This window comes from Promicromonospora sp. NPDC019610, from assembly GCF_044389365.1.
Taxonomy (GTDB): Bacteria; Actinomycetota; Actinomycetes; order Actinomycetales; family Cellulomonadaceae; genus Promicromonospora.
This window is the reverse complement of sequence record NZ_JBIRXX010000002.1, coordinates 82,669-102,987: the sequence shown is the minus strand read 5'-3', so window position 1 is coordinate 102,987 and position 20,319 is coordinate 82,669. Positions and strand designations below refer to the sequence as shown.

Annotated in this window: 16 protein-coding genes; 9 read left to right on the top strand and 7 right to left on the bottom strand. The window is 73.9% G+C overall.

Translation table 11 applies throughout. From position 1 onward, the window contains the following. Positions 1–35: 35 nt before the first annotated feature. The 3 genes from ACH45N_RS12035 to ACH45N_RS12025 form a co-directional block, all read right to left on the bottom strand. Complete coding sequence (locus tag ACH45N_RS12035) at positions 36–1,685, bottom strand: FAD-dependent oxidoreductase (protein WP_397394040.1); 1,650 nt, start codon at positions 1,683–1,685, stop codon at positions 36–38. Between the two features lie 79 nt (positions 1,686–1,764). After that, positions 1,765–2,772 (bottom strand): ADP-ribosylglycohydrolase family protein, encoded by a 1,008-nt coding sequence (locus ACH45N_RS12030; RefSeq protein WP_397394038.1) that lies wholly within the window; start codon positions 2,770–2,772, stop codon positions 1,765–1,767. Further along, positions 2,769–3,755 carry an ADP-ribosylglycohydrolase family protein gene (locus ACH45N_RS12025; RefSeq protein WP_397394036.1) on the bottom strand — a complete coding sequence of 329 codons (987 nt, stop codon included), beginning with the start codon at positions 3,753–3,755 and terminating at the stop codon, positions 2,769–2,771. The genes ACH45N_RS12030 and ACH45N_RS12025 overlap by 4 nt, the downstream gene beginning before the upstream one ends. Positions 3,756–3,966: 211 nt before the next feature. On the opposite strand from ACH45N_RS12025, the gene ACH45N_RS12020 reads away from it, so the two are divergent. From ACH45N_RS12020 to ACH45N_RS12000, 5 genes are all read left to right on the top strand, one after another. Continuing rightward, positions 3,967–4,953, top strand: a complete 987-nt coding sequence (locus ACH45N_RS12020) for a LacI family DNA-binding transcriptional regulator (protein ID WP_397394034.1) — start codon at positions 3,967–3,969, stop codon at positions 4,951–4,953. 74 nt (positions 4,954–5,027) lie between these two features. After that, positions 5,028–6,377, top strand: a complete 1,350-nt coding sequence (locus tag ACH45N_RS12015; RefSeq protein WP_397394032.1) for an ABC transporter substrate-binding protein — start codon at positions 5,028–5,030, stop codon at positions 6,375–6,377. A gap of 3 nt (positions 6,378–6,380) precedes the next feature. Continuing rightward, entirely contained in the window at positions 6,381–7,349 is a 969-nt protein-coding gene (locus tag ACH45N_RS12010; RefSeq protein ID WP_397394030.1) for a carbohydrate ABC transporter permease, read from the top strand. Continuing rightward, positions 7,349–8,182 carry a carbohydrate ABC transporter permease gene (locus ACH45N_RS12005; RefSeq protein WP_397394028.1) on the top strand — a complete coding sequence of 278 codons (834 nt, stop codon included), beginning with the start codon at positions 7,349–7,351 and terminating at the stop codon, positions 8,180–8,182. Before ACH45N_RS12010 ends, ACH45N_RS12005 begins: the two co-directional genes overlap by 1 nt. 47 nt (positions 8,183–8,229) lie before the next feature. After that, the gene (locus tag ACH45N_RS12000; RefSeq protein WP_397394026.1) at positions 8,230–8,571 is read left to right on the top strand and encodes a hypothetical protein; all 342 of its coding nucleotides are present in this window, start codon (positions 8,230–8,232) and stop codon (positions 8,569–8,571) included. Positions 8,572–8,593: 22 nt separating this feature from the next. Here the strand turns inward: ACH45N_RS12000 and ACH45N_RS11995 are convergent, their stop codons facing one another. Further along, positions 8,594–13,489: a protein kinase gene (locus tag ACH45N_RS11995; RefSeq protein WP_397394024.1), complete on the bottom strand. Its 4,896-nt coding sequence runs from the start codon at positions 13,487–13,489 to the stop codon at positions 8,594–8,596. A gap of 6 nt (positions 13,490–13,495) precedes the next feature. Then, positions 13,496–14,155 (bottom strand): DUF7019 family protein, encoded by a 660-nt coding sequence (locus ACH45N_RS11990; RefSeq protein ID WP_397394022.1) that lies wholly within the window; start codon positions 14,153–14,155, stop codon positions 13,496–13,498. A gap of 153 nt (positions 14,156–14,308) precedes the next feature. Here ACH45N_RS11990 and ACH45N_RS11985 point away from each other — a divergent pair, with 153 nt between their 5' ends. Next, positions 14,309–16,204 carry a hypothetical protein gene (locus tag ACH45N_RS11985; protein WP_397394020.1) on the top strand — a complete coding sequence of 632 codons (1,896 nt, stop codon included), beginning with the start codon at positions 14,309–14,311 and terminating at the stop codon, positions 16,202–16,204. 33 nt (positions 16,205–16,237) lie between these two features. Here the strand turns inward: ACH45N_RS11985 and ACH45N_RS11980 are convergent, their stop codons facing one another. Next, a complete protein-coding gene (locus tag ACH45N_RS11980; protein ID WP_397394018.1) occupies positions 16,238–17,026 on the bottom strand; it encodes an MBL fold metallo-hydrolase in 789 nt (262 codons plus the stop codon). A 79-nt stretch (positions 17,027–17,105) separates the two neighbouring features. Here ACH45N_RS11980 and ACH45N_RS11975 point away from each other — a divergent pair, with 79 nt between their 5' ends. Continuing rightward, complete coding sequence (locus tag ACH45N_RS11975; RefSeq protein WP_397394016.1) at positions 17,106–17,918, top strand: acyl-CoA thioester hydrolase/BAAT C-terminal domain-containing protein; 813 nt, start codon at positions 17,106–17,108, stop codon at positions 17,916–17,918. A 46-nt stretch (positions 17,919–17,964) separates the two neighbouring features. Here the strand turns inward: ACH45N_RS11975 and ACH45N_RS11970 are convergent, their stop codons facing one another. Beyond that, a complete protein-coding gene (locus ACH45N_RS11970) occupies positions 17,965–18,381 on the bottom strand; it encodes a nuclear transport factor 2 family protein (protein ID WP_397394014.1) in 417 nt (138 codons plus the stop codon). Between the two features lie 222 nt (positions 18,382–18,603). Here ACH45N_RS11970 and ACH45N_RS11965 point away from each other — a divergent pair, with 222 nt between their 5' ends. Together ACH45N_RS11965 and ACH45N_RS11960 are read left to right on the top strand one after the other, a co-directional pair. After that, positions 18,604–18,996 (top strand): ANTAR domain-containing protein, encoded by a 393-nt coding sequence (locus ACH45N_RS11965; RefSeq protein WP_397394012.1) that lies wholly within the window; start codon positions 18,604–18,606, stop codon positions 18,994–18,996. 635 nt (positions 18,997–19,631) lie between these two features. Then, complete coding sequence (locus tag ACH45N_RS11960; protein WP_397394010.1) at positions 19,632–20,312, top strand: PAS and ANTAR domain-containing protein; 681 nt, start codon at positions 19,632–19,634, stop codon at positions 20,310–20,312. Positions 20,313–20,319: the final 7 nt, after the last annotated feature.

The following is a 20,319-nucleotide window of genomic DNA, read 5'->3' as shown; positions in this document are numbered from 1 at the left end:
CGACGGCGGGGCCGTTGCCGGGGGCGGGGCCGGGGTCAGGAGACGGGCGCCCCGAGCACCTGGTGCACCGACGCGACGGCGCTGGATCCCTCGCCGACGGCGGCGGCGACCCGCTTCATCGAGCCCCGGCGGACGTCGCCGACCGCGAAGACGCGCGGCACGGAGGTCTCGAACGGGAGCGGGCCGCGGCCGAGCGGCTGCCAGTGCGCGAGCGCCTCCGGCGTGACGTCGGCGCCGGTGCGGATGAACCCCGCCTGGTCTCGGTCGAGCGCAGGGAGCCAGGACGTCGCGGGCTCGGCGCCGATGAAGCAGAACAGGCCCCGCGCCTCGACCCGGCCTGCGGTGTCGATCGCGACGGACTCCAGGTGCCCGTTGCCGTCCAGCCCCACGATGTTCGACTCGCGGTGCACCTGGATGCGGGGGTCCTCGACGAGCCGGTCGACCAGGTAGGAGGACATCCGGGCGCCCAGGTCGCTCCCCCGGACGACGAGGTGCACCGGGCACCCGTTCGCGGCGAGGTACAGGGCGGCCTGACCCGCGGAGTTCGCCCCGCCCACGACGACCACGGGCGACTCCGTGACCTGCTTGAGCTCCAGGGGTGTGGCCGCGTAGTGGATGCCGGCGCCCTCGAAGTCCGCCCAGCGCTCCAGGCGCAGCCGGCGGTAGGCCGCCCCTGACGCGACGATCGCGGCGCGGGCGCGGACGACCCGGCCGTCGGTGAGCGTCACGGCGAGCTCGTCGCCGGCCGGGGCGAGCGCGGCCGTCTCGCACGGGGCGCAGACGCGCACCCCGAACTTGATGGCCTGCAGCGTCGCCTGCCCGATCAGGGCGCCCCCGCTGACCCCGAAGGGGAAGCCGAGGAAGTTCTCGATGCGGGACGTCGACGCGGCCTGCCCGCCGGGGGCGATCGCCTCGAGCAGCAGCGTGCTCAGCCCCTCCGACGCCGCGTAGATCGACGCCGCGAGGCCGGCCGGGCCGCCGCCGATCACGACGAGGTCCACGACGTCCTCGTCGGTGGCCTCGTAGCTCAGCCCGAGCTGCTCGGCGATGATCCCGGGCGTCGCCCGGAGGATCGGCTCGCCCTGGACGAAGGCGATGGGCAGGTCCTCGACGGCGTAGTCGTGCAGCGGGTGCGTCAGGGCGGCGTCCGGGTCGAGGGGGACAGCGGTGTGCACCAGGTCGAGGCGTTCCGCGAAGCGGCGGAGCGCGAGGAACTCGCCCGAGGCCTCCAGCCCCACGAACTTGAGGGTCAGCGCCGCCGGGCCGCGCCGCAGCAGCTCCCGCCGGGCCCACAGGGCGTGCAGCACGGCGTCGCCGAGCTCGTCCTCCTGGGCCAGGATGCGGCGCAGGTCCGGGCGGCCGAGGAACCAGACGCGGCCCGACCCGGTCGCCCGCGCCGAGAGGAACGCGCTCTGGCCGTTGAGCAGCCCCAGCTCGCCGACGAACGAGCGCGGCCCCATGGTGGCGACGACCTCCTCGCCGACCCAGCGCAGCGCGTCGCGGACCACCTCGATCTCACCGGACTCGACCAGGACCATCGGGTAGTCGCGCTCGCCGGACCGGAAGACGTAGTCCCCACGCACGACGTCGCGCGGCGTGGCGTGGGCGACGAGCTTCTGCCACTGGGCGTCGGTGAGCCGCAGGTCGAGAGCCGGATCGGTGAGCTGCTGGTGGGTCGTCGTCATCTCAGCCTTCCTCCGCGGGGCAGGGGGCCATGATATCGCCGGCTCCCCGCCCCCGGCGGGGCGCTCGGGAGGGCCGCCGTCAGGCCCGCCGCTCATTCAGCGACGTCGCCAGCGCGGCGAGCGACCGCCCGGCGACGGCCGGGACCGTCACGCCGGACAGCACGTCCAGGTCCGCCGCCGCCGGGGCGCTCCCCGCGGCGCCGCACAGCGCGCCGACCAGCGCGGGCAGGCTGTCCTGGTGCCGGGTGACCGACAGCGCCAGGGGCAGCGCCGTCTCGTGGTCACCCTCGGCGAGCACGAGGACGGCGACGGCGAGCGGCAGGGTCTCCGCGACCGTGCCGGGGTGGCTGTAGGTGCGCGGGGCGAACCGGGCCACGAGCGGCGGGACCGCCGCGAAGGGCGAGCGCGCGTCGCCCGCGATCCGCAGGGCGTCGCGCACGCCGTCGGCGAGCCAGTCGTCGGCCGCGAGGTCCTCGTCGACGGCGCCCAGGGCGTCACCGACCGGCGCGCCCTGGAGCAGGTGGCCCAGGAGGCGGGCGAACGCGGCGGCCGCGTGCACCCCGACGGCGTCGTGCGTGATCGTCGCGTAGGTGCGGGCCAGCCCGGCTGCCGACGCCGGGTCGGCGGTGGCGATCGCCACGGCCAGCGCCCCGGGCAGCGCCGTGTCGTCGTAGAACGCCGGGTTGTCGGCCCCGGTGTGGGGCGGGCGCAGGCCGGCCGCCGCGTTGAGCAGCGCCGAGCGCTGCGCGGCGCCGGTCCAGGTGTCGGGCGTGTCGAGCAGGGCGCGCCAGGTGTCGAACAGGCCGTCCTGGTCCCACCCCGGAGCCTCCAGCAGCACCCGGGCGGCGACCGCGAACGTCTCGGCGTCGTCCGTCGCCACGAGCGACGGCGAGTCCACGGCGGTCAGGACGAACGGCACCACCGGCCGCAGCACCCTGGACTCGTCCAGCTCCAGCGCCCCCTTGCGCAGCATCTGCCGCACCCACGGGTCGCGGACGGTCCGGTGCTCGCCGGCCGGCGCCCCGAGGGCGTCGCCCAGCGCCAGCCCGTGCACGGCGCCGACGGCGCGGTCGAGACGGTGGGTCATGCTCGGTCCTCCTTGTCCGCGGCCGCGCGCTCGGCCAGCGCGTCGGCCAGCTCTACCAGGTCGGTACCGGCCGTCGCGGCGATGCACTGGCCCGTCACGGACCGCACCTGGGCGACGTGCGCCGGTTCGAACGCGCTCTGCCCGTGCAGCGCGCCGGCGACCGCACCGGCCATCGCCGCGATGGTGTCTGAGTCGCGGCCGATGTTGACGCCCGACTCGATGACGCCCGGCGTCCCGTCGTTCGCCCGCAGCAGGCCGATGGTCAGCGCGACGGCCTCGGGCGCGACGTCGGCCCACATGTAGTGCCGCAGCGGGATCGTCTCGAACAGGGCCTCCTCGGCCTCCTCCGGCGAACCGGCGCGGGCCGCGATGTCGAGCGCGCGGCGGGCCGTGCGGGCCGACCAGGAGTCGGCGGGCATGGCGGCGAGCATCGCGTCCAGCACGGGGTCGACGTCGTCCTCCACCATGGCGACGGCCACGCCGGCGGCGATCGCCTGGGCGCACCAGATGCCGTCGCGCGAGTGGCTGACCTGCGCGTCGGCGCGGGCCATCCGGATCGCGAGGGCGGGGTCGCCGGCGGCGTAGACGCCGATCGGGGCGACCCGCATGGCGGCGCCGTCGCTCCAGGTCTCGGCGTTGCGCTGCCCGCTGGCGGGCGGCGCCATGCCGGCGTGGAGGTTGGCGATCGCGATCATCTCGCTGAAGCCCGCGCGGTTGAACCCGGTGCGCTGCGCCTCCAGCGCCTCCAGCCACGTGTCGGCCACCACCTCGGACGTGAGGTCCGCGCCGGCGCGGAGCACGCCGCGGGCGCACAGGACGGCGTACTCGGTGTCGTCCGTCCCGGCGGCGTCGGGGTCGACGAAGCCGCGCACCCGGCCCCACTTCTCGCGGATCGCGGGAAGGGTCATGCCCTCGGTCGGTGCGCCCATCGCGTCGCCGATCGCCAGGCCGAGCAGCGCTCCGCGCGCACGGTCGTTGTTCATGCTCCTCCGGTCCTCGGCTGTCATTTCTCCGGCGTCGTTGCCGCAGAACGCAACGTTTTGCATGCGGCAAGCAGGCTGAGCATGCGGGGCACCGAGGTGTTTGCGCACCTATTTGCGCTTGTGTCTTGCATCACAGGGTGACTTTGCAGGATGCTACTCCAAAACCTTTTGCGCATGCTGAGGCGAACGACGGGTCGACGAGGAGCGGGTGATGGTCGGAATACGCGAGGTGGCCGAGGTCGCGGGCGTGAGCATGTCGACGGTCTCGCAGGTCGTCTCCGGGAACCGGCCCGTCTCCGCGGCGACCCGGGCCCGGGTCGAGGCCGCGATCACCCACCTCGGGTACCGCGCCCACCCCGGCGCGTCGCAGCTCCGCGGCGGGCGCACCGGCACGATCGCCCTGATCGTCCCGACCCTGGAGAACCCCTTCTACCCGCTGGTGGCCGCCGGCATGCAGGACGTGCTCGTGCCCCGCGACATCCTGCTGACCGTCACCGACGCCAGCGGCATGGACCGGTCGGCGAGCGCCATCCACCGCCTCCTGTCGCGCCGCGTCGACGCGATGGTCGCCGCGCCGTTCGGCATCCCCGCGGCCGGCCTGGCCGAGCTGCACGACGCCGGGATCCCGTTCGTCACCCTCGGCGAGGAGCCGCCGGGCGGCGGCGACTACGTGCACAGCGACGACGTCCGCGGCGCCCGCGAGGTCACGGCGCACCTCGTCGCGCGCGGCCGGCGGCGCATCGCCTTCCTCGGCGGCGAGGAGTCGGTGATCCCCACCCAGCAGCGCCTGGAGGGGTACCGGAAGGCGCTGGCCGAGGCGGGTCTGCCGTTCCGCGACGACGACGTGGTGTTCACCCGGTACACGCGGCAGGGCGGGCGCGACGGCGCCGCCGCGCTGCTGGACCGCGACGAGAAGCCCGACGCCATCGTCGCGGCCAACGACCTGATCGCCATCGGCGTGCTCGACGCGACCCGGGCCCGCGGGCTGCGCGTGCCCGAGGACCTGGCGCTGACCGGCTACGACGACATCGACGCGGCGTCCCTGGTGAACCCGCCGCTGACGACCATCGAGAACCCCGCCCGCGAGATCGGGCGCGCCTGCGCGCGCCTGCTGCTGGAGCGGCTCGACGGCGAGGTCACCGAGGTGACGCGCGCCGTGGGCCTGTCCAACCGTCTGATCGTGCGCGACTCGACCTGACCGCACCCCGCAGTTCGTTCCACCTGCTCTATCCGCCTGGCACCATCCACCCTCGCGAGAGAGACACGAGAACCTTGAGAATCACCCAGCACGTACTGGCCCCTGTCGGCTTCGCCGCCGCGCTGTCGGTCGCCCTGGCCGGCTGCGTGAGCGGCGGCGGCAGCAGCGGCAGCGGCGGCGAGGTCACCTACTGGGGCGCGTTCTACGCGCCGGCCACCGAGGAGGCGTTCCAGGAGATCTTCGTCGACTCCTTCAACGCGGAGAGCGACGTGCAGGTCGACATGGAGGTCAAGGAGCTGACCACCATCGGGCAGCTCACCGACACCGCGGTCTCGGCCGGCCAGGCCCCCGACATCGTGTACTCGGACGGCCCGTCGTCGGCCTCCGACTTCGCCCGCGCGGACCGGACGATCGCGCTGGACGAGTACGCGGACGAGTACGGCTGGAAGGACACGTTCCTGCCCTGGGCCTACGAGCTCAGCACCGTCGACGACAAGGTCTCGTCGGTCCCGGCCAGCTACGGGTCGATGGTCCTGTACTACAACACGAAGGTCTTCGAGGAGCACGGCTGGACCCCGCCGACCACGCTGGCGGAGTTCGAGCAGATCGCCCAGGAGGCGGACGAGGCGGGCATGGTGCCGCTCGGTGGCGGCAACGCCGGCTACCAGGGCATGAGCGAGTGGCTCGTGACGGCCGTCCTTAACGCGGCGGTCGGGCCCGAGAAGATCCACGACGTGCTGACCGGCGAGGCCAAGTTCACCGACCCGGAGTTCGTCTCCGCGATCGAGCTGATCCAGGGCTGGATCGACAAGGGCTGGCTGGCCGGCGGCGCCGAGTCGTACTTCACCACCGACGACACCGCGAACGTGACCGGCCTGGCCAACGGGACCACGGCCATGTACCTGAGCGGCACCTGGTCGTTCAACTCGCTCTCCGAGGTGTTCGAGGACCCGTCGGTGTGGGGCTGGGCGCCCCTGCCGTCGCTGAGCGACGCGGTCGAGCCCGGCGTGTTCCCCCTGGCGATCGGCACCGCGCTGTCGGTCAGCGCCGACTCGGCCGACCCCGACGCCGCGGCCGCGTTCATCGACCACGTGGCCGGCGACGTCGACCGGGCGCTGTCCTACACGGCGGCCACGGGCGAGAACCCGCCGCCGCTGGCCGTGAGCGCCGACCAGTTCCCCGAGGAGGTCGACGAGCGCACGGTCCAGCTCTACAGCCAGATCCCCGAGTCGACCAACGTGGGCTACGCGACCTGGACGTTCTTCCCGCCCAAGACCGACTCCTACCTGATCACCGAGTTCGACAAGGTCGTGACCGGTGACAGCACCGCCGAGCAGTACCTGTCCGGGATGCAGGACGTGTTCGACGAGGAGTTCGAGGCCGGTGCCACCCTGACCCCGTTCACCCCCCAGACCGGGGACTGACGGGTGACCACCGAGACGGCGACCACCGGGACCGCGCTGGCGGCGGCCCCGGTGCGTCGCGGACCGCGGCCGGCCCTCCGGGGCCGGCCGCTGGGGGCCAGGAGGCAGCGCCGGCTGCTCGCCTGGGTGTTCGTGGCGCCGCTGCTCGTGGTCAACCTCCTCGTGATCACGGGGCCGGGACTGGCCTCCGTGTACTACTCGTTCACCGACTGGGACGGGCTGAGCACGCCCCGGTTCGTGGGCCTGGCGAACTACGCCGAGATGCTCCGCTCGGGCGCCGTCGGCGGCGCGCTGGTGCACAACGTCGTGTGGACCCTGTTCTTCCTGGTGGTCCCGATGACGATGGCGCTGGTCGGCGCGTTCCTGCTGTCCCGGCTGCGCCGGCACCAGGCGTTCTTCCGCGTCCTGTACTTCGTCCCGTACGTGCTGGCCACCGTGGTCTCGGCCGCCGTCTGGCGCCAGATCATGGACCCCGACGGCGGGATCGGCGCGGCCCTGGCGACCCTGGGCATCCCGTTCCTCGCCGACGTGAACTTCCTCGGCGACCCGTCGCTCGCCCTCGGCTCGGTGGCCTTCGTGAACACCTGGCAGTGGTGGGGCTTCCTGCTGGTGATCTTCCTGGCCTCGATGCAGTCGGTGGACCCGGCGCTCTACGAGGCCGTGCGGCTCGACGGCGCCGGCCCGGTGCGCGAGTTCTGGCACATCACGCTGCCGATGATCCGGCCGACGCTCGTGTTCCTGGGCCTGATGACCGTGATCTGGTCGTTCCTCGTCTTCGACTACGTGTACGTGCTGACGCAGGGCGGCCCGGCCGGCTCCACGGACGTGCTCAGCACGGTGCTCTACCGCGAGGCCTTCCAGAACCAGCGCCACGGCTACGCCTCCGCCGTCGCGATGCTGCTCTCGGCCATCAGCGCCGCGACCGTGCTCGGCTACCTCGCGCTGCGCCGACGACTGCGATGGGACATCTGATGGTCGCCACCACCGCTCGCCGCGCCCAACCCGTCACCTGGGTCGTCCTCGGGCTGCTCGGTGTCTACGCGCTGGGTCCCCTGCTCGTGTTCGCGTCGAACTCGCTCAAGTCCGCCCGCGAGATCGACGCCAACCCGCTGGGCCTCCCGCAGTCCTGGAGCTGGAGCAACTTCGCCGTGGCCTGGGAGCGTGCCCACATGGGGGGTGCGCTCCTGAACAGCCTGGTCATCGCGGTGGCCACCGCGGCGGGCGTCGCACTGATCGCCACCATGGCCGCCTACGCGATGACCCGGCTGGACCTGCCCGGCGGGGGCGGGTGGATCCTGTGGCTGCTGGTGTCCTCGTCGCTGCCGATCCAGCTCTTCCTGGTCCCGCTCGTGAGCTGGTGGTCGACGCTGGGCCTCTACAACCAGCCCATCGGCCTGATCATCATCTACTGGGCCGTGTACAGCCCGTTCGCCACCCTGCTCGTGCGGGCGTTCCTCATCGGCATGCCGCGAGAGTACGAGGAGGCGGCCCGTCTGGACGGCGCCGGCGAGCTCGGCGTGTTCGCCCGGATCGTGCTCCCCATGATCCGGCCCGCCGTCCTGACCGCGGCCCTCGTGTCCGGGCTGCAGGCCTACAACGAGTTCATGCTCGCGGTCACCTTCATCCAGGACCGCGACCTCCAGCCCGTCGCACTGTCGCTCTACTCGTTCCAGCAGGGGTTCACGACCGACTGGTCCCTGGTCAGCGCGGCCGGCCTGATCATGGCCCTGCCCGTCGTCGTGCTCTTCCTGACCATGCAACGCACCTTCATCGACGGCTACGTCTCCCGCGGAATCGCCGTATGAGCCGCCCGTCAACGCCTCAAGAGCCCCGACCAGCCCAAGGAGTGTCCATGCCTTCCGCGAAGGAAATCCTGCGCACCACCGCGGCCGACCAGATCGACCTCGGCCTGGTGGACCTCGTCACCGTCGAGAACTACAACCGCCTGGTCGGCGCCATGCTGGTGGCCAGCGACAACCACCGCCTCATGATGGAGGACCTCGGCGACGAACGGATCCACCTGTGGTCGTGGACCCCGTGGGTCGACGGCCAGTTCGGCGAGACCGGCATCACCCGGGACGAGGTGGTCGCCCGGTTCGCCGTCCAGCAGTGGCTCACCGACGCGCCGCCGATCCAGCGCGAGCAGGAGTTCGACATCTCGTCGGTGCTGTCGGCCGACGAGGACTGGCGCTGACGGCACCGCGACCCCTGGTCGGTCAGGACTGACCGACCAGGCGCCGGACCAGCAGTGCCGTCTCGTGGGGGACCTCGCCGGCGTACGTCCCGGCCGCGTTTGCACGCAGCTCCGCCGCGGACCGCTCGGCCGCCCGGGCGTCCGCCTCCTCGCCCAGCCGGTCGAGGACGGGCGCGCTCCGGTCGAGCGTCCGGGCCAGGGCGAGCTGCGGCCGCACGTCGTGCTCGTCCGCGAGGCAGGCGTGGTAGGCGAGGCCGACGGCACGGCCCAGCAGCTGGGACGCGTCGTCCCGGTCGCCGGCCCGGGCCTTGAGCCCGGCGAGGTCCAGCAGGGTCGCGCACAGGGGGGCCGTGAAGGACGGGTCGTCGTCGCGCATGACCTCGCCGACGACCATCGCGGCGCCGTGGCAGAACAGGGCCCAGTTCGGCGCACCGCCGCGGTCGAGCTCCCGGCCGGCCTCGTCGCACCAGTGCGTCAGCTCGCGGAGCAGACCGCGCTCGTCGGGGTCGATCGCCTCGCGGACCAGGTCGAGGTGGCCGTGCCGGAACCAGGCGCCGTACGGCGAGTCGATCCCGACCGTGGCGGCGAGGAGCACGCCGGCAACCGTGTCGAGCGGAACGATCAGGCGGGCACCGTCCCGCTCCGCCCGCGCCGAGACGACGAGCGCCTCGGCGAGATAGCGGGCAGCCGCGAACGGGAGCCCCGCCTCGTTGCACAGGTCGCCGAGGGACGCGAGCGCCAGCGCCAGGTTCGGCACGCCCGCCCGGTCCTGCGCCGCGCCGACGCGGGCGACCGCCAGGGCCTCCTCGGCCGGGCCCCTGGCCGCGCGAGGCCCCTCCCGGTCGAGCAGCCGGCGTGACTCGTCCTGGAGGGCCACGAGCCGGCTCGTCATCCGCTCGACGTCCGCGGCAGGCGCGGCGTGGTCGGCGTGGTCGCTCTCCGCCGTCGAGGGCGCGATCTGCCCGGCGGTCAGCAGCGCCCGGGCCTCGTCGACCCGCCCGAGCACGCTCCAGCAGTCGGCCAGGTCATGGAGGGCCCTCCGGGTGCGAGGAGCCCCCGCGCCGTCGAGGTTGGACCTGATGCGCAGGTCGAGCCTCAGCAGCGGCTCGGCGTCGCGGTGCCGTCCGACGAGGTACGCCGACCGGACCGTGCCGGCGAGCGCGTGCAGCTCGTCCTGCACACGGTGCCGGAACTTTCGCAGCCGCACCCGCTCCTCGGCCGTCACCCCCGGGTCGGGGAGGTCGAGCAGGGCGACCGACCGGGCGATCGCCGCGGCGTCGGACGACGTGTCGCTCGCGGTGCCCGGGTCGGCCCCGCGGACGATCGTGCGGTCGACCTGACGGCGCAGCTCCCGGCGGGCGAGCTCGGCGTCGAGGAGGCGCAGCCACGGGGTGCCGACGCCCTCGGCGCCGTCGCCGACCTCGAGGTCGGTGCCCGTCCCGGCGGGCGCGGCGCCCTCCGGCGTGCCGGTGTCGAGGGGCGCGCCCTCGGCGGGCAGCTCCAGCTCCCGGTCGAGCACCCAGTCCCGCAGCCGCCCCAGGCCGTCGATTGTGGTCAGCCCCGCGCCGTCGGGGGCGAGCACGAGGTCCTCCGCCGGGTGCGGCGCCAGGTCGACGGACCCGACCAGCTCGCCTGTGGCCAGGTCCCACAGGTCGACCTGGTGGTCCCGGGCGACGGCGGCCAGGTCGAAGCCGGGCGTGACCGTCACGGCGGTCACGTGGACCACCCCCTCTGCCAGCGTCGTCGTGCACCGTCCGCTGTCGAGGTCCCAGGTGCGCAGGGCGCCCGCCCGGTCGACGGTGAGCGCCCAGCGTCCGTCGGCGCTGATCGCGACCCGCCCGCCCTGCTGGTCGAGGTCCCAGAACTCGGCGCGGCCGGGCTCATGAGTGGTGACGTACCGGGAGTGCGTGCCGGAGCTGGTCGGCCGACCCCCGCGGGGTGCGCTCAGCACGGCGAGCGTGGCACCGTTGCGTGGGCTCCACAGGCGCAGCTCGTCGTCGGTCGTCCAGAGCACGGCGCGGTGCCCGGTGCGGCTCAGAGCGGCCCGGTGCGCCCACGCGTCGTCGAACCGAAGGGTCTGCAGAACCGCCCCGGACGTGAGGTCCCAGGAGCGGACGCTGCCGTCCTCGGCGCTGGAGAGGCCGATCTCGCCACCGGGGGCGATGGCCAGTGCTCGAACGGAACCGGTGTGCGCGTCGCCGAGGGCGAGCAGCCCGCGGCCGACGTCGATGATGCCCACCTCGCCGGCCGGTGAGCCGGTCATCACCACGCCCCGGCCCGCCGCGACGACCCGCGGGGCGCTCCTGTGGGCCTCGACCAGGTGGCGCACCGAGCCGTGCGCCGCGTCCCACACGACCACGCGCGCGTCGGACGCCGCGGACACGGCGACGGCGCCGTCCGCACTGAGGGCGGCGGCGGTGACGGGTCCGGCATGGAGACGCAGCGGCCGGACGGACTCGGGCGTCGTGGTGCGGTCCACGACCCACGGGGTCCGGTACCGGGGGCTGTGGGCGAGGACCAGCGGTCCCTCGGACACGGCGCCCAGCAGCCAGTCGTGGCCCGGCGGCGTCCGCAGCTCCCTGACGGGCCAGGCGTCCTGGACGCGCAGCCGCCGGGCGTTGGTCCCGAGGCGCCGCCACCGTTCGGTGAGCCGCGGGTCGCGGCGCAGGCCAGGGAGCTCGCGCACTTCCCGGACGACCTGGGCCGCCTCCTGGAGGCGGCCGGCGGCGGCGAGGCTCGCGGAGCGTGCGAGTGCCCGGCTCGCCGCGTCGGACTCGGTGGAGAGCAGGACGGCGTCCCGGGGGCGCGTGTAGCTCCAGGGTGCCCGGACCGGCTCCGGCCGGCGCTCCACCGTCGCGCTGCTGCCGGATGCGGTCAGCGCCACCCGCCCGGCGTCGTCGACCGCCGACAGGTCGCCGCGGTGCGTTCCCGTGTGCAGACACCGCCCGACACCGAGGTCCCACCACGCCCCGGACCCGTAGGCGTACCGGCCGTCACCGCTCGGGGTGAGCGGCCAGCGCGCACCCCGGAGCTCGGCCGTCGCCCGCCGGGATGCGGAGCCGTCGGCCTCGCCCGCCGGTGCGAACACGCGCACCGACCCGTCGTCGGCCACGGCGAGCACCGTGCTCCCCGCCGCGGTGAACCGAACGTCGGCGTTCCAGCCGTGCAGCACCTGGCGGTCAGCCGGGTCGCGGATCGTGGAGAGCACGACGCGGGCACCCTCGTGCAGGTCGGCGCGCCGGGTGCCGGTCGGGTCCAGCGCGAGGGGCCGGGCGTCACCGGTCGGAGCGGGCGGCTCCCACGTGTCCTCGAGCGATCCGGTGGCCGGGTCCCACGCGCCGACCCGGCCGTCGACCCCGAGCGTCACGACCCGCGCCCCGCCGGGCGCGACGGCCACGTCGCGGACGCGATCGAGCCGCGACCCGAGGCGCACGGGCGCCGTCGGCGCGGCGAGGTCCCAGACCCTGGCGTACCCGATGCCGTCGACCACGACCGCGTAGGTGCCGTCGGGCGCCAGCACGACGGTCCCGCCGCCGTTCTCGGCCGCCGGGACCGCCGTGCGACGGTCGCCCGTGGCGAGGTCCCAGACGCGCAGCACGCCGCTCCCGTCCAGGGTCGCACCGACGGCGCCGTCCGCACTGACCGCGACCGACACGATGGCGGAGGAGTGCCCCTCCAGGGTCAGTGCGGGGGGCGCGTCGCCGCGTTCCTGGTGCAGCAGACCGAGCAGCTGCTCGAACGTCCCGTCGTCGTCGCCCGGTCCGGCGGCCAGCAGCTCCTGGCGCACCTCGACGTCGTCGGCCCGGCCGTCCCGCCACCGGTGGAGCCCGCGGTTGTACAGCGTGTGCAGGTGCCGCGGGTCCGCGTCGAGCGCCTGCTCCCAGAGCCGCTCGGACTGGTCGGGGCGCCCGAGGTCGAGCATGGACAGTGCGCGGTTCGAGAGCCCGTCGGCCAGCAGCCGCGCCGCCGACGGCAACCGCCGCGCGTACGTGCGGCCCGTCAGCTCGGCGTACAGGGCGACCAGCCGCTCGGCCAAGGCCCCGAGATCGGCCGGCCGTCCGGCGGGATCCGGGTCGAGGCACTCGGCGAGCAGGTCGGCCACCGGTCCGGGCAGCGCCGGCAGCCCGTCGACGGCGTCCCGGCGGCGAAGACCGGCCAGGAGCGCACCCGCCTCCTCGCCGTTCCGGTCCGGGCGCTCGCCCCGGAACATCTCGACGACGGTCACCGCCCAGGACCACGCGTCGGTCGCCGGGGTCAGCGTGGTACCGGCGTCGGCCGCGGCCTGCTCGGGCGAGCGGTACGGCATGCTGAACCCGGCCGGGCGGACGGCGGCGCCGGCCACGCCGTCCGCGGCGCCTGCGCCGTCCGGGGTCTCGCCAGCGAGGCGACGCATCCTGGCGAGGCCGAAGTCCGTCACCTTGACCGTGCCGTCCGCGGTGAGCATGAGGTTGGCGGGCTTGACGTCCTGGTGGACCATGCCCTGGCCGTGGGCGAACGCGAGGCCCCAGGCGGACTGGATCGCGACGTCGAGCACGGACCCGACCGGGTCGTCCGCGTACAGCCTGCCGGAGCGCACGGCCTCCGCGACGCTGCCGCCGGAGGCCCACTCCGCGAAGACGGCGGGGGTGCTGCCGATGCGGCGGACGTAGGCGCAGTTCACGACATGGGGATGGACCCCCAGGCCGGCCCAGGTCTCCGCCTCGGTCTCGAACTGGCGCACCGCCGCCGGGGAGTGCAGCAGGGCCGCGCGCGGCACCTTCACGGCCAGGTCGATCCCCCAGACCGGGTGGTGCACCCGGTAGACCACGCCCATGGCGCCCTTGGCCTTCCCCCGCACCACCTCGTACAGGTCGAGGACGACGTCGCCCGGCCGCCAGTCGGACGAACCGCCGGCAGCGGGCATGTCGTCGCCGGGCACGTCGGCTCAGTCCACCAGGGCGACGTACAGGGGGGTGCCGAGCAGCACCGGCCGCTCGGCGCCGGGGCTGCCGGGGTCGCCGTGCAGCAGGCGCTTGGCGACGAACTCGAACGTCTGTGCCGGGCCGCGCAGGCCCGCCACCGCCCTTCTGACGGTCTCGAGCGCGTCGAGGTCACCGTCGAGCTCGCCCTCGACGGCGTCCACGACGAGCTCGTCCTCCAGCTCCGACGAGGCGATCCCGTCCAGGATCCCCGGGGTGATCGAACCGGCCGAGAACCCGGCGTCCGCGGCACCCCCGCTGAGGAGGTGGCGGCTCGACCCGCCGAGACCGACCGCCATGCCCTCCCAGGTGCCGCCGAAGAAGGCCAGCGGACCGCTGAACTCGGTCGGGATCAGCCGCGAGCGCATCGGCATCATCCCCCAGAAGTAGCTCTCCGGGGCGTCCAGGGACCCGACAGACCGCGTGTCGCTCAGGTAGCGCAGGACCTGTTCCAGCCGGGCGATCTGGGCTGCCCCCGCCTCCGACACGACTGTCCGCCGGCCACCGAACATATGGAGCCCGAAGGAGAGCTCGGTCTGGTGCCCGTCGGTCGAGCCGGGATCGATCTGCTGCAGCAGCATGTCGATCTTGGCGTCCGACACGTACACGTAGTAGCTGGCTGACACCGTGGCTCCTCGTTCGGGTTTCGGGCGCGCTCGGTCAGTGGACCTCGACAACCTCGGCATGAGCGTCAGCGGATCATGCTATCGGCTGCCTCTCCCCCGCGACCTGCGGGAACGGGGGCTGACAACGGCGGGATCTGCGGGATGATAGGGCGCATGCCCTTCGGGACGCGAGGACGCGACGCCGGTGCCAGCCGCCCTGTTCTGCGGACCGACTACCGTCCCGCCGCGGCCTTCGGCCCTCCCGGCGGGGACGGCGCCCCGTACGACGAGCTCTCCCGCTTCGTCGACCACGCGCTCGCCGCGGGCAGCGGCCTCCTGCTGGTGTCGGACGCCGCGCAGGCGGAGCAGCTCGGGGCGCTCGCGAGCGCCCCGATGCACCTGGCCGCCGACCTCTGCGACGGCCCAGGTCGTGAGGGGATCGTCCGGGGGCTGGCCGCGCACGGGACGGACGAGGCCCAGGCGGTCCTGTACGCGATGGCGGCCGCCAACGACGGCGAGACCGAGGAGCTGGCCGGGGCGGCCGCGCAGTCGTTGGCCGCTCCTCCCCTGGACCCGCCCTGGCTGGTCGAGGCCCGGGCGCCGATCCGGCTGATGCGCGTCGTCGGCCTCGTCGGTCGTCGCGACCCGGCCGAGCAGGCCGTGCTGTACGTCTTCCGGCGCGCAGGCCGGACGCACGGCTTCCTGGTCGAGGTCGAGGAGGGCGTCGAGCTGCCCCGCGAGATCACGTGGTCCCCGGACAAGGGCGCGTCGGAGTGGCTCCGGGAGCTCAGGAAGGGGACGTGGACCAACGGGATCCCCTACCGGGTCAGCTTCGACGATGTCGGCCGGGGCGCCGAGCTGCTCGAGGGCATGATGCACAACACCGTCCTGGCCCAGCTCCGGGAGCTGGACGACTGGCCGCTCGCCGCCGACCTGGTGCGCTCCGGGACGTTGCCGAGCCTCCCGTCGCTCTTCGTGCTCCTGCGAAAGTCGCTGACCGCGGCGCTCGGGCTGGACGAGTGGGCCTACCTGCCCGGGACGCCGTGGGCGCCGTGGCGGCCCGTCGGCTCGGCGCGGTCCCGCCCGGCCACCCATACCGCCGAGGGCCGGGTGCTCACCACCGTCTCCACCGAGAAGGGCCTAGGTCCGGTCCGGGAGCTCGCCCGCTCCTCCGCACCGCTCCGGCAGGCCGTGGACGACCTGTACGACGCCGAGGCGCTGGCCCTGGCCGGCGGCGACGGTCCGGCGGCCGCCGACGCGGCGCTCCGGGTGGTGCGGTTCGAGACGCTCGACCAGCCCGACCTCGTTCCCGTGCTGGCCTGGGCGTTGGCGTCCGCGGGGCAGACGGCGCTGGTCCGGTCGTCGTCCGTGGAGGCCGCTGCGCGGTTCACCGAGGCCGAGGAGCTGGTCGCCGGCGACGAGGACCCGGTGGTCGACCGGAGCGAGCTGCGACGTGGGACCAGCGTCGCCGCCCAGCTCCTGCACCTCCGGCTGCAGGGCATGCTGTCGCAGGTCGGACCAGCCGAGGTGCTGGCACGCATGGCCGACCCGGAGGTGGAGCAGGCGCCTTCGCTCATGGACCGGCTCCGGCGGATCGGCGGCGCGTTCGTGGAGTCCCGCCAGTGGGAGCCCGCGACGCTCTGCCTCGACGCCGCGGGGATGCTCGGCTTCGTCACCCGCGACGTCAGCCCCGTGCACCGCCTCGCCTACGTCCAGGTGATCGGCGCGGTCGCCGACTCGAAGGCCCGCCGGGGGGACCTCCTGCTTGGACTGCGGGCGACGTCGGACGGCCTCGGCGAGGCGGTCGAGGCGCTGACGACCGAGCCGGGCCCGGAGAGCATCCGGATCCTGCGTGCCTCGCTGGGCATGGAGGCCCTGATGCCCCTGATCCTTGCCGCACCGACCCGGCTGCCGATCGTCGCGGAGTGCGAGGACCTCCGGCACCGCGTGGACCTCGCCGGCCTCGAGACGGGTCCGGGGCTCGACGAGTCGGCGCGCCGTCTGCTCCACGACGCCAGGGCCCTCAAGGCGACCTTCGACCAGATCATCGCGAACAACGAGCGCCGCTGACGCGGCCGCACCGGCTGCCGGCCCGAGGCGGCCTCAGCGCGCCAGCGCGGCCGCCGTGAACTCCTCCGGGTACGGCGAGCGGGCCAGGGCCTGCTCCCGGCCGAGACAGCCGGCGGCCACCTCCCGGCAGAGCTCGGCGACCAGCGCCAGCTCCGCGCGCTGGGCCCGGACGAAGTCGCGGTCCACCGGGTCGCCGTGGCCCGGCAGGACGATCGCCGCGCCCAGGGCGAGGACGCCGTCCAGCGCCGCGGGCCAGCCCTGCGGGAAGGCATCGCCGAACTGGGGCGGCGCGCCGTGCTCCACGAGGTCGCCCGCGAACACCACGTCTGCGTCCGGGACGTGCACCACCAGGTCGTGGTCGGAGTGTGCGGGCCCGAAGTGCCGCAACCCGACCCGGCGGCCCCCGAGGTCCAGCTCGGCGCCGTCGTCGACCAGGTGATCGGGCAGCACCAGGCGCACGGCGCCGATGCGGTCGGCGAGGTCCGGCTCGCCGCGCTCGCGGTAGCGCCGCGCCCACGTCTCACGTTGCTGGTCGCCCGTCGCCACCAGGTCGGCGCGGCAGCGGCGGTGCGCCCAGACGGCGCAGGGCGCGAAGGCCTCGGTGCCGAAGCTGTGGTCGAAGTGGGAGTGGGTCAGGACCACCTGCCACGGCAGCGGCGTCACCTCGCGGACGGCGGCGGCGAGCTCGGCGCCCTGCCCCGCGTCCCCGCCCGTGTCCACGACCAGGCACGACTCGCCGCCCACCACGAGCCCGACCGAGAGGTCCAGCTCGGTGTACCGCCGCACCAGCACGCCGTCCGCGACCTCGATCCACCGTCCCATGGCCCGACCCAAGCAGACGGACCGGGCCGGATCAACCGGCGCCCCCCCGGGCCACGGTCGGTCGCGTAGGGTCCCGGCCATGAACGAGACCCATCTCGTCGAGCCCGAGGGTGTGCGCTTCAGGCCCGACCGCCCGAACGGGGTCGGGGTGCTCGTCCTGGCCGGATCGAGCGGAAGAGTCGATGCGGCCCGCGCTCGACTGCTCGCGGAACGGGGCGCGCTGTGCGAGTCGATCCAATGGTTCGGCGGCCCAGGGCAGAACCCCGGCCCCTGGGAGATCCCCCTCGAGGTCTTCCTTGAGCGCATCGACTCCCTGGCCGCCGAGAGCGACCGGATCGTGATTGTCGGCACGTCGTTCGGGGCGGAAGCCGCGCTCCTCCTCGGCGCGGTCCACCCACGTGTCAACGCAGTCGGCGCGTTCGCTCCGACCGACGTCGTCTGGGCCGGCGTCAGCCCCAAGGGGCGACAGACGTCGCACTGGACGATGGCGGGCACGCCGCTGCCCTTCGTGCCGTTCGACCCCTCCTGGACGCCCGGGACGGACCCGCCCGAGTTCCGCGGTCTGTATGCCGCGTCCCGCGCAGCCCACCCGGACGCGGCGGCCGCGGCCGCCGTCCCCGTCGAGCGGATCCGTGAGCTTCTCGTGGTGGCAGGTGGAGACGATCGAGTCTGGGACTCGGTCGACCACGCCCGTCGGATCGCGGCGCGGCGCGACCAGGCCGGGCTGGTCACCACGGTCGTCGAGCACCCACCTGCCGGCCATCGAGCGGTCCTTCCTACCGAGTCCGCTCCGGCCGCCGGGCTGCGCATGGCCCGGGGCGGGTCCGCGTCTGCCGATGCCCGGCTCGGCGCGATGGCGTGGCCTGAGCTGGTCCGCATGCTCGACGGCTAGCCGCTCCCGGGGTCGGCGTTCGCCCCAGGGGGTCCGGAATCTCGGTCTACTGGCCGGAGGCACCCCAGCCGCCCTCGATCAGGTGGTACCGCGTGATCAGCTCCCGCGGGTCGACGGCGACGTCCAGCACGAAAGCGCCCGCCACCCCCAGACCCGTCGCGCGAACGGTGGCTTGGACCGTGCCCGTCACCACGGCCCGGTGACCGGAGGCCCGGATCGTCACGAGATCGAACTGCTCGAGATCAACTGCCTCGCGGAGCCGGGCGAAGTGCTCGGCGGCCCGCGCACGGCCGGACCCGCAGCTGCCCCCGGGCGGGTCGCCGTCGCCCCCGCGGACCGTCAGGTCCACGTCCACGTCGAACCGCTGCGCCAGGTCGCGCGGCGAGGCGCCCGCGATCCTGGCCGCGAACAGCTCGATCACTGCCACGCGGACCGCGGACCCGTCAGGTGCTTCCGGCTGCATGGAGGCTGTCTAGCGACCGCCGCCCGCCCGGGGCAAGAGCCCGCCGGACCGGCCCCGGCCACTGGCCGGAACCGGCCACGACTGTTTACCTGCGCGTCACGCGACGGGGCACACGGGCGACCATCCCCATACCTGGACTTGTCCGAATCGTCCGAACTGATCTACCGTCAGAACTCCAAGTCATGAAGTGGCTTTCCGATCCCCGTCGGAGACGAGTACCTCATGATGCCTGCACACCGACAGTCCTGGACCGCGGACGAGCGCGGCCACGAGCCCCAGCCGGCCGTGCAGGACGACCGCGTCGAACCACCCCAGGCCGGCCGGACGGCGGCGCCCGGCCTCGTCGGACAGGTGATGATCGAACGGGCCAAGAGCGTCGTCGTGGTGGCGCGGCGCGTCGACGAGGAGACGGCCGCCCAGATCCTGGCGGACGCCGCCGACGACGCCGGGATCCCCGTGCGGTTGGCGGCCGACCAGATCGTGACCGCGCTGCAGGCCCCGGACAACCGGGAAGGGATCACCCAGGACGCCCTGGCGCACGCCGTGGAAGCCACCCACCCGGTGGGCCCGACCCCGGTCATCCCGGCCCCCACCGACTCGGCGCCGGCCGGCTGACACGCGAAGTGCCCGACACGGAGACCGCGCCGAGCACCGCGCGAGCCCCGTCCCGCACCACGTCACGGAGAACCCTTGACCGATTTCTCCCTGAACAGCCCGGAAGGTGGGAGCCATCTCGCCGCGATTCCCGCCCAGAACGGGAATCGTTAATGTCAAACGTATCAGGCTCGCATTCCATCGCCCTCAGGAAACACCTCAGAGCCCTTCGAGCCACTGCACATTTCAAAAGCCCGATCGCCCGAAATGCCAGCATCCGCAGCGCTCGGAGGGTGCCGGCCAGGAGATTTTCACTGTTTCTTCTCTTCAGCCCAGTAAATATCTCCCCAGCGGGCGGATTCAGCAAGACGGCACGCGTTCCTCATTTCCTCCCATGAAAGCAACGCCCCGCGAGGAACTTCATCCAGTGCGGACCACCCCCGTCCGGACGCGGTGGGTGACAACTGCGGCTGCCGTCCTCGGCGAACGCCTGTAGCACGCCATGCCTACGAGTGAGACCGACTCACGGGGGTCGTGGTCCGCTCGGGCCCTCTCTGCCGCTTCCTGCCGATGTGTCAGCACGGGTCTAGTCAGGCTAGGGTTACCGCGGGTCAGGACGCGGCTCGTCGGCGCACAGCGCACGAGGAGGCTTGCCGTTGACCGCAGAACCGATGGAAGTGGAGCGCGCGCTCACTGTCGGGACGATCCACACCGTAGGGCGCTACCGCTACGACGTCGCCACGGACGAGTGGTGGTGGTCGGACGAGATGTACCGGATCCACGGTTTCGAACCCGGTGACGTGGTGCCCACCACGGCACTGATCCTCGCGCACAAGCACCCCGACGACCTGCCCGCCGCCCGGCAGGCCCCGGCCGGCGTGGTCGCGGCGACGGGTCAGCCCTTCAGCAGCGTCCACCGCATCATGGACGCCCGGGGCCAGGAGCGGACGGTCGCCGTCGTCGGGCAGGGCCGCCGCGACCCGGAGACACGCCGCGTCGTCGAGCTGGTGGGGTACTTCATCGACGTGACCGCCGGGATCAAGGCCCAGGCGAACCGGGCGGCGAACACCTCCATCCGGGCCGCCGCGGCGACCCGCGCCCCTATCGAGCAGGCCAAGGGCATCATCGCCTTCGCCCTGGGGATCGACTCGGCCGAGGCGTTCCAGCGGCTGCGCAGCGCCTCGAACGACACGAACGTCGCGGTGCGGGACGTCGCCCGCCAGATCGTCGAGCTGACCAGCACCAAGAGCGCGGCGGCGGACGTCGTCGCCGTCCTGACCGCGCCCCAGCCGCCCGAGCCGTCGGAGCCGTCGGAGCCGTCCGAGCCGTCCGCGTGACCCCCGC

Excerpts from the sequence above, each read along its gene's own strand:
- ACH45N_RS12035 (WP_397394040.1), bottom strand. The coding sequence starts at position 1,685 with ATGACGACGACCCACCAGCAGCTCACCGATCCGGCTCTCGACCTGCGG.
- ACH45N_RS12030 (WP_397394038.1), bottom strand. The coding sequence starts at position 2,772 with ATGACCCACCGTCTCGACCGCGCCGTCGGCGCCGTGCACGGGCTGGCG.
- ACH45N_RS12025 (WP_397394036.1), bottom strand. The coding sequence starts at position 3,755 with ATGAACAACGACCGTGCGCGCGGAGCGCTGCTCGGCCTGGCGATCGGC.
- ACH45N_RS12020 (WP_397394034.1), top strand. The coding sequence starts at position 3,967 with ATGGTCGGAATACGCGAGGTGGCCGAGGTCGCGGGCGTGAGCATGTCG.
- ACH45N_RS12005 (WP_397394028.1), top strand. The coding sequence starts at position 7,349 with ATGGTCGCCACCACCGCTCGCCGCGCCCAACCCGTCACCTGGGTCGTC.
- ACH45N_RS12000 (WP_397394026.1), top strand. The coding sequence starts at position 8,230 with ATGCCTTCCGCGAAGGAAATCCTGCGCACCACCGCGGCCGACCAGATC.
- ACH45N_RS11985 (WP_397394020.1), top strand. The coding sequence starts at position 14,309 with ATGCCCTTCGGGACGCGAGGACGCGACGCCGGTGCCAGCCGCCCTGTT.
- ACH45N_RS11980 (WP_397394018.1), bottom strand. The coding sequence starts at position 17,026 with ATGGGACGGTGGATCGAGGTCGCGGACGGCGTGCTGGTGCGGCGGTAC.
- ACH45N_RS11975 (WP_397394016.1), top strand. The coding sequence starts at position 17,106 with ATGAACGAGACCCATCTCGTCGAGCCCGAGGGTGTGCGCTTCAGGCCC.
- ACH45N_RS11970 (WP_397394014.1), bottom strand. The coding sequence starts at position 18,381 with ATGCAGCCGGAAGCACCTGACGGGTCCGCGGTCCGCGTGGCAGTGATC.
- ACH45N_RS11965 (WP_397394012.1), top strand. The coding sequence starts at position 18,604 with ATGATGCCTGCACACCGACAGTCCTGGACCGCGGACGAGCGCGGCCAC.